This window comes from Streptomyces sp. NPDC104581 (assembly GCF_055583685.1).
The window spans coordinates 32,359-47,590 of record NZ_JBVJNN010000016.1 but is presented as its reverse complement, the minus strand read 5'-3'; the positions used below and the strand labels follow the sequence as shown (position 1 = coordinate 47,590).

Genomic DNA, 15,232 nt, shown 5'->3' with positions numbered 1-15,232 from the left:
TTTTTGACCCCCTCTACCTCCCAACTCTTTTTACCCACTTGTGGCTTTTTTCCCGTCCCTTGTTGCCCCCCCCCCCCCCCCCCCCCCCCCCTCCCGGCCCCCCCCCCCCCCCCCCCCCCCCCCCCCCCCCCGCCCCGTTCGTCGTGCTCGGTGCTTGGTGCTCGGTGCTTCGTGCTCGGTTCCTCCTGCTCAGTCGCCGGACGGGCCCAGTTCCGCCGCCGCCGGGTCGAGCAGGCGCGAGAGGAACGACCGCGTACGGGCCTGGCTCGGCGCGCCGATCACCTGCGCCGGGCTGCCCTCCTCGACGATGACCCCGCCGTCCATGAAGACGACCCGGTCCGCCACCTCCTTGGCGAAGCTCATCTCGTGCGTGACGACGAGCATCGTCATCCCCTCGTCGGCGAGGGAGCGCATCACCGCCAGGACGTCACCCACCAGCTCCGGGTCGAGCGCGGACGTCGGCTCGTCGAAGAGCATCAGCTCCGGGTCCATCGCCAACGCCCGTGCGATCGCCACCCGTTGCTGCTGCCCGCCGGAGAGCTGCGCGGGATAGGAGGACTCCTTGTCGGTCAGGCCCACGCGGGCCAGCCGCTCCCGGGCGACCCGGGCCGCCTCCGCCTTGTCCCGTCCCAGCACCCGACGCTGAGGGAGCGTCAGATTCTCCAGCGCGGTCAGATGCGGGAAGAGGTTGAACGACTGGAAGACCATCCCGATGCCCCGGCGCACCTGGTCGATGTCCACGTCCGGGTCGGTGACCTCGGCGCCGGCCACCAGGACCGTGCCCGACGTCGGCTCCTCCAGCCGGTTCACACAGCGCAGCAGTGTCGACTTGCCCGAGCCCGACGGGCCGATGACACAGACGACTTCGCCGCGTGCCACCGTGAAGTCGATGCCCGCGAGTACCTGCAACGAGCCGAACGACTTGTGCAGACCGCGTACTTCGATCGCGGGCGCCCCCGGGTCCGCCTGCGCACCCGTGTCCGTCTTCCTCACCGGTTTCCCCACCGCGCTCACCTCGCCCTTGCCGTACGCGCTTCGAGCCGCCGGACCAGATGGCCGAGCGGCAGGGTGATGACCAGATAGCAGAGACCGGCGATGAGGATCGGGGTGAGACTGCGATTCTGATTCAGGGCGTCCCGGCCGAACTTGGCCAGCTCGTACTGCGACAGGGACAGACCCAGCAGATAGACCAGCGACGAATCCTTCGTCAGCAGGATCAACTCGTTGGTCAGCGGCGGCAGTACGATCCGCAGGGCCTGCGGGATGACGATGGACACCATCGCCCGGCCCTGCGACATCCCGAGCGAACGCGCCGCCTCCGTCTGCCCCTTGGGCACGGCCTGGATACCGGCCCTGATCGTCTCCGCCATGTAGGCGGCGCCGACCAGGCCGAGCGCCAGCATCACGGTCACGTACTGGTTCAGCGCCACCTGGAACGCGAGCGGCACACCGAAGCCGAGCGCGATGAAGACGAGCAGCGCCGGGATGCCGCGGAAGAACTCGATGTAGGCGATCGCCAGCCAGCGGTACGGCGGCACCTGCGACAGCCGCATCAGCGCGAGCAGCAGCCCCAGCGCCAGCCCGAACCCGAAGCCGAGCAGGGTGTAGATGACGGTGTTGACCAGCGCCGTGGTGATGATGTCGGGGAACTGCGCCTTGGCGACCTCGACGTCGAAGAACGCCCTCTGGATCTCTCCCCAGTCGGCCGCCAGCGCGATGGCGAGCAGCACGGCGACGAGGACGGCGTACTGGACGCCGCGTATGACACGGGTCCGTTGTCGGCGGGACATGGACATCGGTGGTGGTTCCTCACTTCTTGGGAGCGGCGGGGAACCACTTCTTGTAGATCTCGTCGTAACGGCCGTCCGAGCGGGCCGCCTCGATCACCCGGTCGATCTCCTCGCGCAGCGCGTCGTTGCCGGTGCGCACACCGACGCCGTACTGCTCGCCCGTCTCGAACTCGGCCGTGACCTCGGTGTCCGGGTTCTTGCGCACGTACTCGAAGAGGACACCGTTGTCGTTGACGGCCGCGTCGACCTGCCCGGTCTTCACGGCCGTGAGCAGCAGGGCGACGTCCTCGAACTGGACGGTCTCCACGCCCTTGCCGTTCTTCTTGGCGTACTCCTCGCCCGTCGTGCCCTGCTGGACGCCCAGCTTCTTGCCCTTGAGGCTCGCCAGCGAGTCGTAGGCGGCGCCCTTCTTGGTGACGAGCGCCTGTGTGGCGTCGAAGTAGGGCGCGGAGAAGTCCAGGTTCTCCTCACGCACGGGGGTGATCGTCATCCCCGCGGCGGCCACGTCGCACTTGCGGGCGTTGAGGTCCTCACCCGTCTGGATGCCCTCGAAAGGCGTGTCGACGATCTCCTGGGTGACCTTGAGCTCCTTGGCGACCAGATCCACCAGGTCGACGTCGAACCCGACGATCTTGTTGTCCTGGCGGGACTGGAAGGGCTCGTACGGCAGATGGGTGCAGGTCGTGAGCTTGCCCGACTTCACCAGCTCCACCTTCGAGCCGTCGGTCGCGGTGGTCTCGGTGCTCGTGCATCCCGCCATGGCGACGAGAGCGGCTGCGGTAGCTATGACGGGCAACACGTTACGCGTACGGGTGGACAAGACGCCTCCAGGGCGGGGGACGGACAACAGCCCACATGGTGTGTGAGTTGCGCCGATCTTGCCATCGGTGGTCCCCGATGTCTCCTTGCCGGGGGCGGGGTTAACCAGGTCGTCACGGCAGCGTGACGGCGCCGCGTCCGGCGCCCCGTCCCGCTGCCCGTTCGGTCCGCCGCCCGGCCCGTTCACCCCGCAACGGTGACCGGACGGGTGACCGCGCGTACGGCCACCCGCCCGGTGGACGGCGCTACTTTGCAGACAGGCCCTAGGTGATCGGGGTCGTCTGCGTGCAGTTCTTCCACTCGACCCAGGGCCGGGCCCCGCCGTTCTTCGGGCCGGTCGCGTACTCCGGGTTGCCGGTGATCGTCTGGTTCTTCTCCTCGTGCGTGATGTCGATGCCGAAGAGTTTGAACCCGGCGGTGAGCTGTCCGGCGGAGATGCCGAAGCCGATGCCGAGGGAGGCGTTCCACCAGTCGGTGTTGGCGTTGTAGTCGAGGCGGGACAGCTTGCCCTTGTCGTGCAGCAGACGCTCCAGGGGACCCGCGTCGCTGCCCGGCACCTCCGCCGCGTCCGAGGGGGTGGGCAGGACGTCGCTGGCGGGGAAGTCGCCCCGGCCGCGCAGCCAGTCCTCGACCGTCTTGCTGTCCGCGTCGTTGTCGAGGACGACCTCGGCCGACTCGGTGTGGATCTGCGACTTGATGTTGCCGCCACCGCCGCCGACATCGATCGTCACCGGCGTACCGGGAACGTTGGCGCCCCCGCCCGCCTGGATGCCGGCGCCCTCACCGTTCTCCTGGCTGGTGGTGATCACCAGCTTCTCCGGTCGGTGCTCCTTGCCGTCCTTCTCCTCCTGGTCGAACGTCGCCGCGTCGTAGGTGACCGCCACCTGCTGCATACGCGTGGCCTTGCCCTGCGCGATCTCGCCGCCCTTGGCGTCGACGCTGAAGGTGTAGACGAAGGTGATCTTCCCGGCGTCGGGGCCGGTGTTGGCGCGCATGACCACGACGTCCTCGGTCATGCTGCCGCTGCCGAACTCGCCCGAGATGCTGCCCAGGTCGGTGGGCTTGCCGTCCTTGTCCTTGCCGCCTTTGCCCTTCTTGAACCCCTTGCCGAAACTCACCCCGCCCGACACCTCGGTGCTGGTCTTGGTGATGTCGACGTCCGGCGCGCGCTCCGGCGGCAGATCGGGCTTCTTGGAAGCCGCGTCCTGCTGGCAGGCGCCCATGTTGGCACCGGGGTTGTATCCGCTCTGGTAGCGGCAGCCGTCGTTCTGCTTGAGGTACGCGGCGAACTTCTTGGCGTCCTCCAGGTTCAGCTCCAGGTCCTTCTGCGGGTCCCCGGTCTTGTTGCCGTTGAACAGCCACTGACCGCCGCTGCCGCTGCCCTTCATGTAGCTGCCGCTGAGCGAGGCGCTGCCGCCCCACTCCTTCAGCCCGGGGATACCGGCCGAGATGCTGGCCGTGGCGCCGACGCTGCCCTCGCCGACGCGCTCCAGGGTGACGGTGCCGTCGGACCACTGCTGGACCTTGAGCTGCTCGGAGCCGCTGATCTTGATGAAGAGGATCTGGACGACGACCGTGGTCTTGGTCTGATCCTGGGCGAGGAGGCACTTCGCGGGCTGGAAGGGGTCACCCGGCGGTGCCTCGGGTATGTCGCCGTCCCCGTCGCCGCCCCCTCCTCCGTCGTCACCGCCCCCGTCGCCGGAGTCGCAGCCCTCCCCGCCGTCACCGGCGTTGACGATGCGGCACACCGCGTCCTTCAGCGCGACCGACGTGTCGTCCGGAACCGTCAGCGCCACGATCGCGCCGACGATCGCGGCGACGACACCTATCAGCGCGACGTACTCGACACCACCCTGACCCCGTTCACCGCGCCGACGCCCTGAACCGTCTGCGCACCGCGTGCCGTTCATCCGGACTCCTCGCCCAAGTCGTCGGCCATTACCCCGAGCGAAAGGGAGACTAGGGACGAGGCGAGGCCCAGAAGCAGGGCCTCAGGACCCAGTTCCGGGCCCAGTGGAGCCGGTCAGTCAGTTCCGGGCGGCGAATACTCCCGATACGGGCGCGGTGGGCGTGGACACGGGCCCCGAACGCCCCGGCAGCGCGGACGCCCCCGAGGACGCCGAAGGCGCCGGCGACGGGACCGACGACGCGCCCGGCGACGGGACCGACCGCGAGGGCGCCGCCGACGCCACCCCCGACGGCGCGGTACCGCCCGACGGGGCCGTGGGTGACGGTGTCAGCGGTGTGCTCTCGCCGTCCCCGTACATGTCCTTCGGACCACCGCCCGGCAGTTCGCCCAGCGCCTCCAGCGCCTCACGGGCCTTCGGCGCCAGCAGCGGCGAGAACCGGGGGTTCGTCCGCAGCGCCTCCGCCAGATGGCGGCGCGCCGGGCCCCCCATCCCCAGCGCGCGCTCGATCTCGCCCCGGTGGTACGAGTACAGCGCGCTCCGCATCCCCTGGTCCGTCGCCCTCTTCGCGTAGGGCAGCGCCTTCCCGGCGTTGCCCGCCCGGTACAGCGCCCACGCCAGCGCGTCCGACACCTGCGTGCTCCGGTGACCGCGCCGCCACTGCGACTCCAGCCGGTCCACGGCCGACCTCGGGGATCCGTGGTCGGTCTCGAAGCGGGCGAGCAGCAACTCCTCGTCCACCCCGTCGGCCGCCGCCCTCGTCGTACGCTCCCGGAGCAGTTCGTACTGGCCCCGCGCGTCCCCGTCCAGCCCCATCGACTCGAACAACTCGCCCAGCTCCAGGGCGTACTCGGGCAGCGGGCGCTCCGCGAACGCCGACTGGTAGTCCCGGGACGCCTCGTCGGTCCGGCCCAGCGCCGCCAGCACCCGCGCCCGGCCCGCCAGCGACGGATGGTGGTCGGGCGCCGCCTTCAGCGCGCCGTCGTAGTGCCTCAGCGCCTCCTTCGGCTCACCGCGGTCCCAGGCGAGCCCGCCGAGGGCGTACAGCGCGGCGGCCCGCTCCACCGGCGAGGCCGCCTTCATCAGCGCCTCGTCCGCCTTGGCCGCCGCGTCCTCGCGCCACCCCCGGTCGCGGTAGACCAGCGACGACACCGACAGCACACGGCTCCCGGAGTGCAGCGCCCGGAGCCTGTCCAGGGCCTTGCCCGCCGCCACGTAGTCGCCGAGCCCGTTGTACGCCTCGATCAGCACCGGGTACGTCGCCCAGCGGGCCGGGTCCGCCTTCCGTACCGCCTCGCCCCACTTCCTGGCCGCCGCGTAGTCGTGGCGCGCGTTGGCGAGCGTGGCGAGCCCCGCCGTCGCCGCCGGATTGCGCCGTTCACCCGGTGTGACGTCCAGCGAGCGGCGCAGTGCCCGCTCGGCCTTCGGGTAGTACGCCGTGTCCGCCCGCAGCCCGCCGCGCTCCACGTATGCCGTGCCCAGCACCGCCCAGGACTCCGCGTCCCGCGGGTTCTTCCGCAGCCACGCCTCCCGGTCCCGGATCAGCGCCGCCACGTCCGTCAGGGCGGCGGGCGCGCCCGCGCCGACAGCCGCCCGCGCGCGTGCCTCGGGGCCCGCCGCCGGCGGCCCGTCGCCTCTCTCCGGTACGAACACAAGGACGCCCGTGACAAGGACCGCCCCCACACCTGTCGCCAGCGCGGCCTTTTTGATGTGCCTCGTGTGCTGCGTGTTCATGGTGTTCTTGGCGTTCATGTGATTACTGTGCGTCAATACGAAGACCACACCCGGCCTTGCGGATGTGGATCGCAGACGGGTTCACACCGATGGCCCCGGAGTGCCAGGCTGGGATCATGGATGACCTCGTCGCGACCGTGCCCGCCAGCTCCCCGCCCTCCGCCGCCCCCGTCGCCACGGACGACCTCCTCGCCGAGCTGCGAGCGGGTCTGCCCGCCGAAGCCCTGATCACCGACCCGGACATCACGGCGTCCTACGCGAACGACATGGCGAGCTTCTGCGAAGCGGGGTCGCCCGCGGTGGTCGTGCTGCCGCGCACCGTCGAGCAGGTCCAGCACGTGATGCGCACCGCGACCGCCCTGCGCGTCCCCGTGGTGCCGCAGGGCGCCCGTACGGGGCTGTCGGGCGCCGCCAACGCCTCCGACGGCTGCATCGTGCTCTCCCTGATCAAGATGGACAGGATCCTGGAGATCAGCCCCGTCGACCGGATCGCCGTCGTCGAGCCCGGCGTCGTCAACGCGGTGCTCTCACGCGCCGTCGGCGAGCACGGGCTCTACTACCCGCCGGACCCCTCCAGCTGGGAGACCTGCACCATCGGGGGCAACATCGGCACCGCGTCCGGCGGGCTGTGCTGCGTGAAGTACGGCGTCACCGCCGAGTACGTGCTGGGCCTGGAGGTCGTCCTCGCCGACGGCCGGCTCCTGACCACCGGCCGCCGCACCGCCAAGGGCGTCGCCGGATACGACCTCACCCGGCTCTTCGTCGGCTCGGAGGGCAGCCTCGGCGTCGTCGTCAAGGCCGTCCTCGCGCTGAAGCCCGCACCGCCCCAGCAGCTCGTCCTGGCGGCCGAGTTCGCCTCGGCCGCCGCAGCCTGCGACGCCATCTGCCGGATCATGGAGCGCGGCCACACCCCGTCCCTGCTGGAGCTGATGGACCGCACCACCGTCCGCGCGGTCAACTCCCTGGCGAACATGGGCCTGCCCGAGACCACCGAGGCGCTGCTGCTCTGCGCGTTCGACACCGCGGACCCGGCGGCCGACCTCGCCGCCGTCGCGGAGCTCTGTACGGCGGCCGGCGCCACCGAGGTCGTCCCCGCCGACGACCCCGCCGAGTCCGAAATGCTGCTCCAGGCCCGCCGGTTGGCGCTCGTCGCGCTGGAGGCGGTCAAGGGCACCACGATGATCGACGACGTGTGCGTGCCGCGTTCCCGCCTCGCCGACGTCATCGAGGGCATCGAACGCGTCGCGGCGAAGTACGACCTCACGATCGGCGTCTGCGCCCACGCGGGCGACGGCAACACCCACCCCACGGTCTGCTTCGACGCCTCGGACCCCGACGAGTCCCGGCGTGCCCGGGAGTCGTTCGACGAGATCATGGCGCTGGGGCTCGAACTGGGCGGCACCATCACCGGGGAGCACGGTGTCGGCGTCCTGAAGAAGGAGTGGCTCTCCCGCGAACTGGGCCCGGTCGGCATGGAGTTGCAGCGCGGCATCAAGAAGACCTTCGACCCGCTGGACCTGCTGAACCCCGGAAAACTGTTCTGACCCGGCCGGTCGTACGCGGTACGGCGTACGGCCAAAGTCCGATGGCCCGGCGGTGCGGGGCGGCCTACCGTGAAGCGACAGGCCGCAGGTCGGCCGCGGTTGACCGCACTTCGATCCGGGAGGTTCCGTGCCCGCCCGTCTTGACCACACCATCGTCCTTAGCCGGGACCGGTTCGCCTCCGCGCGCTTTCTCGCGGAGCTGATCGGCGAGCCCGAGCCCAAGCCCTTCGGGCCGTTCGCGAGCCTGCCGCTCGACGGGGGAGTCACCCTCGACTACCTCGACTCGTCCCCGGACTCCGCCATCGTCAGCCAGCATCTGGCCTTCCTGGTCTCCGAGGACGAGTTCGACGAGATCTTCGCCCGCATGAAGGACCGCGGGCTCCCCTACTGGGCCGACCCGAGGCACGAGCAGCCGCAGCGGATCAACCACCACCACGGGGGACGCGGGGTCTATCTCGACGACCCCGACGGCCACTCGCTCGAATTCATCACGCATACCTACATCGTCGACTGAACACGCGGACACGGACACGGATCCGGGCCCGGACACCGGCGGCGGGCGTCAGGACTCGCCGTCCGCGGACTCGTCGGACGGCCATGGATCCCGCAGCCACAGATCGTCCGCGGGCATCGGCGCCAGCAGCAGTTCGAGCCCCGCGTCGATCCCCAGCCCGTCCGACTCCGTCCCCGGCGGCACCAGCCGCAGCGTCCGCTCCAGCCACGCCGACACCGCGGCCGACGGCGCCTCCAGAAGCGCGTCGCCGTCGGGGGATGAGAGCGCCACGCACAGGACGGTGCGGCCGTCGACCTTCGTGGGCCAGATCCGTACGTCACCGTGGCCGCACGGCCGGAACACCCCCTCGACCAGGAGTTCGCGTGCGAACGTCCAGTTGACCGGGGTGTCCGAGCCGATGTGGAAGGAGATGTGCACCGCGTAGGGATCCGCCGTGCGGTACGTCAGCCGGGCCGGGACGGGGATGCTGCGCTCGGGCGACAGCACCAGATTGAGCTCCAGTTCGCGTTCCACCACGCTGTGCATGTCAGTGCTCCTTCGTCGTACGGTGCCCGGGGGTGTGGGCCGTACTGGTTGAGAGCCCCGACTCCCGCGTCCATTACGCGACTTCGGGCGAGAACTTGCTCTCACGACGTACCGTGACTCTTTCGTGACCGAATCGAGGTCCAAACGGCTGGATGGACCCGGGGCCGTGCGGTGGTCTGATAGATGTGGACCCTTGAGTTGAGCCCATCGAAGAGATACGGGACCACGGTGATGAGCGCCCCGACCTCGGCGACCGGAGACGGCAGCCCTTCCCCCGGCTACTATCCGGACCCGTCCATCCCCGGCTACGTCCGTTACTGGAACGGCGGGTCCTGGGTACCCGGCACCAGCCGGCCGGCGCCGCAGGCCGGCGAGGCCATGCCGGAACCGCCCCCGGGAGTGGCCGCGGCGCCCCCCGAGCCGGCGGCCCGGCGGACCCCGGCCCCGGCGGTCGAGGAGACGGGGCCGATGTTCTTCGACGAGGACCCCGCGGAGGAGCCGCGTCAGGAACCGGCCTCCGCCTGGCAGGCCGACGCCCGCCGGCAGAGCGGCTTCGGAGGCGAGCGCGACGCCCGCGTCTCCTGGGGCGAGACCCCGCGGGACGCGCGCCCCGCCCTGCCCGCCGCGCAGGCCACGCCGGAGCCGGAGGACGCCAAGGACCCCCGGTACGGGCGGGACTCGCGCGATCCCCGGGTGCCGGGCCAGGCGGAGCCCCCGGCCGATCCCACCGGCGGCGCGCTGCCCGGTGTCAGGGCCCTGGGTCCCGGCCCCGGCACGGGCCAGGCTGACGGCGACTCATCCCCCGAGGGCACGGTCGCGATCCGCGTCCCGCGCCCCGGACGCGGGGGCGCGGGGGGACAGGGCCCGCGTCCGGACGAGGGCACCGGCACCGGCACCCCGCCCCGGGGCGGCGAGGCACCCACCGACGGCACCCTCACGATCCGCCGGGTGGGCGGCGGCCCGCGCGACGAGCAGGCCACCGGCCGTACGGGGCAGACCGAGGGCACCATGGCCATCCGCGCCGTGCGGCCCCGCTCCGCCGGCCCGGCGCCCGTCCCGCCGCAGACACCCCAGCGACCGCGGCAGCCCCAGCCGTACCAACCCCAGCCGCACACCCCGCAGCCCGACCCGCTCGGGTCCCGCTCCATGCAGCCCCCCGCCCCCGGCCCGGTCGCACCCGGCTCCGGCGGCGGCTCGCCCTCCTGGGCGCAGCAGGTGCACCAGCTCGCGCAGTCACCGGGCGCACCGTCCGCCGGCGCCGACCAGGGCGCGGGACAGCCGGTCGTGCCGTGGAAGCCGCCGGTCAACGACCCGTTCCTGCAAGCCGCCCAGGCCCAGGCGGCGGCCCGCCCGGCCGGGCTCGGCAAGCGGTTCGCGGCCCGGCTGATCGACAGCGTCGTCCTCCTCGGGGTCGTCGGCGCCGTCTCCGTGCCCCTGGTGTCCAAGGCGCTCGCCCACATCGACGGCAAGGTCGATGCGGCGAAGCAGACCGGCGAGACCGTCACGGTCTGGCTGATCGACGGCACCACCGCGGGCTACTTCGGCGGGGTGCTCGCCGCGCTGCTGGTCATCGGCGTTCTGTACGAGGCGCTGCCGACCGCCAGGTGGGGCCGCACGCTCGGCAAGAAGCTGTGCGGTCTGGAGGTGCGGGACATCGAGTCGTTCGAGTCCCCGTCCTTCGGCTCGGCGCTGCGGCGCTGGCTCGTGTACGGGGTGCTCGGGGTCCTCGTCGTCGGCGTGCTGAACGTGCTGTGGTGCGTCTTCGACCGGCCCTGGCGGCAGTGCTGGCACGACAAGCTGGCGCGTACGTTCGTCGCGGGGTGACGCCGGGTCGTCCGCGGGTGGTGGCGGCTCCCCCGAACGGCGGGTGAGCCGTTGCGGGCACCCGCACGGCGGGATGCACTGCCCCCATGAGCAACGATCAGCCGACGCCCGGTCAGCCGCCCGAGGACGACCCGTTCCGCAAGCAGCCCCCGCCCGGGGGGCCGCCGCCCGCCGGTGGCACGCCCCCGGGCGGCGGTACGCCTCCTCGTTACGGTGAACCGTACGGCGGGGCCAACCCGCCACCGCCGGGTGACCCGTACGGCGGATCCGCGCCGCCGCCTCCCGGTGACCCGTACGGCGGCAACGATCCGCTCCGCGGCATGCCGCCGCTCGCGCCCATGGGCAAGCGCATTCTCGCGCGCGTCGTCGACTGGATCATCGTCGCGATCCCGCTCGCGCTCATCAGCATCCCGTTCAACGTCTACCACCGCTGGTCGAACAGCTCCGACAACTGGGACGACGCGGTCAACGGCGTGAACGGCGGCGGGCAGTGGGTCTTCCGGATCATCACCATCGTGGCGTTCGTCGGCTACGACGCCGTCATGACGCAGTGGGGCGGCCAGACCCTCGGCAAGCGCCTCTTCAAGCTCCGCGTGGCGATGCTCAACGACGGGCGGGTGCCGGACTCCCGGTCCTCGCTCCTGCGGGCCCTCGTGCTCTGGGTCCCCGCGCTCGTCTGCTGTGCCTGCTTCTGGCCGCTGCTGATCCTGATCCTGATCCTGCTCGACCGGCCCTACCGGCAGGGCCTGCACGACAAGGCGGCGAAGACCGTGGTGGTGGTGTCAGCGCCGCAGTGACGCCGGAACCCGGGTCTCCGCGGCGGACGGCGACCCGGCGGCCCGGCCCGGGGACACGGAGGTGGTGGCATGGTCCGTACGAGCCGGGGAGACCGGCCGCGCGGTGGACGGGCGGTGTGGCTCGGCGGCCTTCACGGACACCAGAACGCCGAGACAGAGGGCGACGAGCGCGATCACCGCGATGCCGGCGACCGACGTGACGCCGGAGAGCAGCAGCATCGAGAGTGTGGCGAGGACGACGGTCGCGGAACCGTAGGCAAGCTGTGCGGCAGTCGGACGCGGCATGGCTGTATCCGTCCCTCGGGGCAATCGGGATTGATTTCGGGGGTATTGGGGGTGTCTCGCGTGTCTGCGCGGAGTCGCTCCGTCAAACGACCCTACGACGGTGGATGCCCGGCGGGAACCGACAGTAAGCGTGACCTAACCCACGGGGCCGGAGCATGGGGGGCGCACGGAATCACGCGCCCCCTCCGTGCGACGCGTCGGTGCGCCCGCGTTCCCCGCGGTCCGGTCCGGCGGCGTCCGGATTCCGGAACTGAACTCGTGCATAGTGCACTTGGCCTGTGCAAGTCAAGGGCTGTCTTTTCTCCTCCAACTCCGGTCGAATGTCGTCACTTGTGACGCGCACCCCGCGCGCGGATCCCCACACATTCGGTCCGCGGACTCCGGGTGCGGGGAGAGGAAACGTCAAGTGACCATCAATCGACGGGCGATCAGAGCGTCCGCGGTGTTCGTGGCCCTCGCCACGGCAGCCGCGACGGCGTCGGCGCTCACCCCGGCCCAGGCCGAGGACAGCCCCACAGCAGGTCCGGCGAGCGTCGAGCGCCGTGATCCGGCGCCGCAGAAGGGCCATGTCGAGCACGACCTCGAAGGTCCGTTCAGCAAGCAGCGGGAGCAGCAGCGCAAGGCGGCCCTGGAGCAGGTCCTGGCCGGCGACGCCAAGGTCCTCAAGCGCGACGGCTCCAAGGTCGTCAAGCTCGACGACAAGAAGTACGTCGAGCTCGGCCGGGAGAAGACCGACAAGATCTTCACGATCCTGGTGGAGTTCGGCGACGAGGTCGACGACACCACCATGTACGACCCCGACGGTCCGGACGGCCCCGAGGCCCCCGTCAAGAAGTACGGCGGCGAGCCCGGCCCGCTGCACAACGAGATAGCGGAGCCCGACCGCAAGGTGGACAACTCCACCGCCTGGCAGGCCGACTACAACCAGCAGCACTTCCAGGACCTCTACTTCGGTGACGGCAAGGACGCGGCCGGCAAGCCGAAGGAGTCGCTGAAGACCTACTACGAGAAGACCTCGTCCGGCCGGTACTCGGTCGACGGTGAGGTCTCCGACTGGGTGAAGGTCAAGTACAACGAGGCCCGTTACGGCTCGAACTACTGCGGCGACTCCAACTGCGCCAACGTCTGGGACGCGGTACGCGACGGCACCGCCGCCTGGGCCGCCGACCAGAAGGCCAAGGGCCGGACGGACGCGCAGATCAAGGCCGACCTCGCGTCGTACGACGAGTGGGACCGCTACGACTTCGACGGCGACGGCGACTTCAACGAGCCCGACGGGTACATCGACCACTTCCAGATCGTCCACGCGGGCGAGGACGAGTCGGCCGGCGGCGGCGCCCAGGGCGGGGACGCCCTGTGGGCGCACCGCTGGTACGCCTACGGCACGGACGCCGGCAAGACGGGCCCCGCGGACAACAAGTCCGGCGGCACGCAGATCGGCGAGACCGGCATCTGGGTCGGCGACTACACGATGCAGCCGGAGAACGGCGGGCTCGGCGTCTTCGCGCACGAGTACGGCCACGACCTCGGTCTGCCCGACCTGTACGACACCTCGGGCGGCGGCGAGAACTCCACCGGCTTCTGGTCCCTGATGTCCTCCGGCTCCTGGCTCGGCCGGGGCCAGGGCGAGATCGGCGACCTGCCCGGCGACATGACCGCCTGGGACAAGCTCCAGCTGGGCTGGCTCGACTACGACGAGGCCAAGGCCGCGACGGCGTCGACCCACAAGCTGGGCGTGTCCGCGTACAACACGAAGAACCCGCAGGCGCTCGTCGTCGAGCTGCCGAAGAAGCCCGTCACCACGACTGTCGTGAAGCCCGCCGAGGGCTCCAAGCAGTGGTGGAGCGACATGGGTGACGACCTCAAGAACACCCTCACCCGCTCCGTCGACCTCACCGGCAAGGCCAAGGCCACGCTGGAACTGGACGGCTGGTGGGACATCGAGGCCAACTACGACTACCTGTACGCCGAGGTGTCGGAGGACGGCACCAACTGGACCCCGGTCGACGGCACCGCCGACGGCAAGGCCATCACCCGTGACGCGGGCGACAAGCCGGCCCTGACCGGTGTCTCCGGCGCCCACAAGAAGCTCGTCTACACGCTGGACGCGTACGCGGGCAAGAAGGTCGACGTCCGCTTCCGCTACCAGACGGACGGCGGCGCGGGCGGCAAGGGCTTCGCGGCCGACACGATCAGTGTCGTCGCCGACGGCACCCCGCTGTTCACCGACAACGCCGAGGCGGACGACGCGGGCTGGACCGCGAAGGGCTTCTCGCGCATCGGTGAGTCGTTCACCCAGGACTACGACCAGTTCTACATCGCGGAGAACCGGCAGTACGTCAGCTACGACAAGACCCTCAAGTCGGGCCCGTACAACTTCGGCTTCAAGGCGCCGAAGGACGGCTGGGTCGAGCACTACGCGTACCAGAACGGTCTGATGGTCTGGCTCTGGGACACCTCCCAGAAGGACAACAACACCAGTGTCCACCCCGGCAAGGGCCTGATCCTGCCGGTCGACGCGCACGCCAAGCCCCTGAAGTGGGCGGACGGCACGCTGATGCGCAACAGGATCCAGGCGTTCGACTCGTCGTTCAGCTGGTTCCCGACCGACTCGTTCAAGCTCCACAAGGCCGACGCCGCCACGCGGATCGCCGCGCAGCCGGGCAAGCCCGTCTTCGACGACCGCAAGGGCACGTACTGGTACGACGAGAACCCGACCGCGGGTGTCGACGTTCCTGACACCAACACCAAGATCTCCATCGTGAAGGAGCCCCTCAGCGGCTCGACGATCACGGTGAAGGTGGACCGTTCAACCAAGTAGAACGGCATCTCCGCAGGTCAAACCATGATCGGCCATCGCCCCCTAGCGGGGCGGTGGCCGATCGTGTTTAGGTGCGTCTTATCGACTCTTATTGACACGACGTCTTACGGGGGGATGAGGAACACATGGCAGGTGGAGGTTTCAGCAGGCTCCCGAACGGGACCGTGGTGGTGGCGCTGACCGTGCCCAGCCCGGCCGCCGAGGGCCGCACCGTACGGATCCTGGTGCACGCGATGAACCGGGCCCGCGCCCTGACCAGGCTGCGGAATCTCGGGCTGCGCGCCGTCTATCTCCGCGGCAACGCGGAGCCGCCCACCCCGGACGAGATCACGGCGGTGCTGCACCATCCGGACGGCCTGGTCTGGCGGGCCACCCCGGAGTGCGCGCAGGAGCTCTGGCAGCCCATACGGGCCCTGCTGCGCCCTGCCCGGCGCTACGGTCCGTCCGAACCGCGCCCGGCCCCCAGACCCGCCTTCACGCCCCCGCCGGCGCTCCCGCCCCCCAGCTCCCCGTTCTGGCGCCGCCCCGGCCTGCGCACGGACAGCGGAAGCGCGGCGTAGCCCCTCCGGGCAGCCCCGCGCTCCGGTGGGGGGGGGGGGGGGGGGGGGGAGGGGGGGGGGGGGAGGGGGGGGCCCCCCGGGGGGGGGGGGGGAGGACACAACACCCCCGAGG

The 15,232-nt window shown here is 70.9% G+C and carries 12 protein-coding genes and 1 pseudogene; 6 read left to right on the top strand and 7 right to left on the bottom strand.

The annotated features are described in order from the left end of the window. Positions 1-189 precede the first annotated feature (189 nt). The 5 genes from ACZ61E_RS15570 to ACZ61E_RS15550 form a co-directional block, all read right to left on the bottom strand. A complete protein-coding gene (locus ACZ61E_RS15570; RefSeq protein WP_469700158.1) occupies positions 190-993 on the bottom strand; it encodes an amino acid ABC transporter ATP-binding protein in 804 nt (267 codons plus the stop codon). A gap of 17 nt (positions 994-1,010) precedes the next feature. Then, a complete protein-coding gene (locus ACZ61E_RS15565; protein WP_469700157.1) occupies positions 1,011-1,796 on the bottom strand; it encodes an amino acid ABC transporter permease in 786 nt (261 codons plus the stop codon). Positions 1,797-1,809: 13 nt separating this feature from the next. After that, positions 1,810-2,550, bottom strand: coding sequence for an ABC transporter substrate-binding protein (locus ACZ61E_RS15560; RefSeq protein WP_469700220.1), 741 nt, complete (start codon positions 2,548-2,550; stop codon positions 1,810-1,812). Positions 2,551-2,872: 322 nt separating this feature from the next. Beyond that, positions 2,873-4,519 carry a hypothetical protein gene (locus ACZ61E_RS15555; protein ID WP_469700156.1) on the bottom strand — a complete coding sequence of 549 codons (1,647 nt, stop codon included), beginning with the start codon at positions 4,517-4,519 and terminating at the stop codon, positions 2,873-2,875. A 117-nt stretch (positions 4,520-4,636) separates the two neighbouring features. Further along, positions 4,637-6,268 (bottom strand): tetratricopeptide repeat protein, encoded by a 1,632-nt coding sequence (locus ACZ61E_RS15550; protein ID WP_469700155.1) that lies wholly within the window; start codon positions 6,266-6,268, stop codon positions 4,637-4,639. A gap of 98 nt (positions 6,269-6,366) precedes the next feature. Here ACZ61E_RS15550 and ACZ61E_RS15545 point away from each other — a divergent pair, with 98 nt between their 5' ends. Further along, positions 6,367-7,794, top strand: coding sequence for an FAD-binding oxidoreductase (locus ACZ61E_RS15545; RefSeq protein WP_469700154.1), 1,428 nt, complete (start codon positions 6,367-6,369; stop codon positions 7,792-7,794). Positions 7,795-7,921: 127 nt separating this feature from the next. After that, positions 7,922-8,308, top strand: a complete 387-nt coding sequence (locus ACZ61E_RS15540; protein WP_469700153.1) for a VOC family protein — start codon at positions 7,922-7,924, stop codon at positions 8,306-8,308. A gap of 48 nt (positions 8,309-8,356) precedes the next feature. Here the strand turns inward: ACZ61E_RS15540 and ACZ61E_RS15535 are convergent, their stop codons facing one another. Continuing rightward, complete coding sequence (locus tag ACZ61E_RS15535; protein WP_469700152.1) at positions 8,357-8,833, bottom strand: SsgA family sporulation/cell division regulator; 477 nt, start codon at positions 8,831-8,833, stop codon at positions 8,357-8,359. A gap of 231 nt (positions 8,834-9,064) precedes the next feature. Between ACZ61E_RS15535 and ACZ61E_RS15530 the strand changes: the two genes are divergently transcribed. Both ACZ61E_RS15530 and ACZ61E_RS15525 read left to right on the top strand, forming a co-directional pair. Further along, the gene (locus ACZ61E_RS15530; RefSeq protein ID WP_469700151.1) at positions 9,065-10,657 is read left to right on the top strand and encodes an RDD family protein; all 1,593 of its coding nucleotides are present in this window, start codon (positions 9,065-9,067) and stop codon (positions 10,655-10,657) included. Positions 10,658-10,743: 86 nt separating this feature from the next. Continuing rightward, positions 10,744-11,454 carry an RDD family protein gene (locus ACZ61E_RS15525; protein ID WP_469700150.1) on the top strand — a complete coding sequence of 237 codons (711 nt, stop codon included), beginning with the start codon at positions 10,744-10,746 and terminating at the stop codon, positions 11,452-11,454. On the opposite strand, the gene ACZ61E_RS15520 is transcribed toward ACZ61E_RS15525, so the two are convergent. Then, entirely contained in the window at positions 11,440-11,739 is a 300-nt protein-coding gene (locus ACZ61E_RS15520) for a hypothetical protein (RefSeq protein ID WP_469700149.1), read from the bottom strand. The genes ACZ61E_RS15525 and ACZ61E_RS15520 overlap by 15 nt on opposite strands. A 406-nt stretch (positions 11,740-12,145) precedes the next feature. On the opposite strand from ACZ61E_RS15520, the gene ACZ61E_RS15515 reads away from it, so the two are divergent. Together ACZ61E_RS15515 and ACZ61E_RS15510 are read left to right on the top strand one after the other, a co-directional pair. After that, positions 12,146-14,560, top strand: coding sequence for an immune inhibitor A domain-containing protein (locus ACZ61E_RS15515; protein ID WP_469700148.1), 2,415 nt, complete (start codon positions 12,146-12,148; stop codon positions 14,558-14,560). Between the two features lie 125 nt (positions 14,561-14,685). Then, positions 14,686-14,988, top strand: a pseudogene (locus ACZ61E_RS15510) (hypothetical protein); the annotation flags it as partial. Positions 14,989-15,232 lie beyond the last annotated feature (244 nt).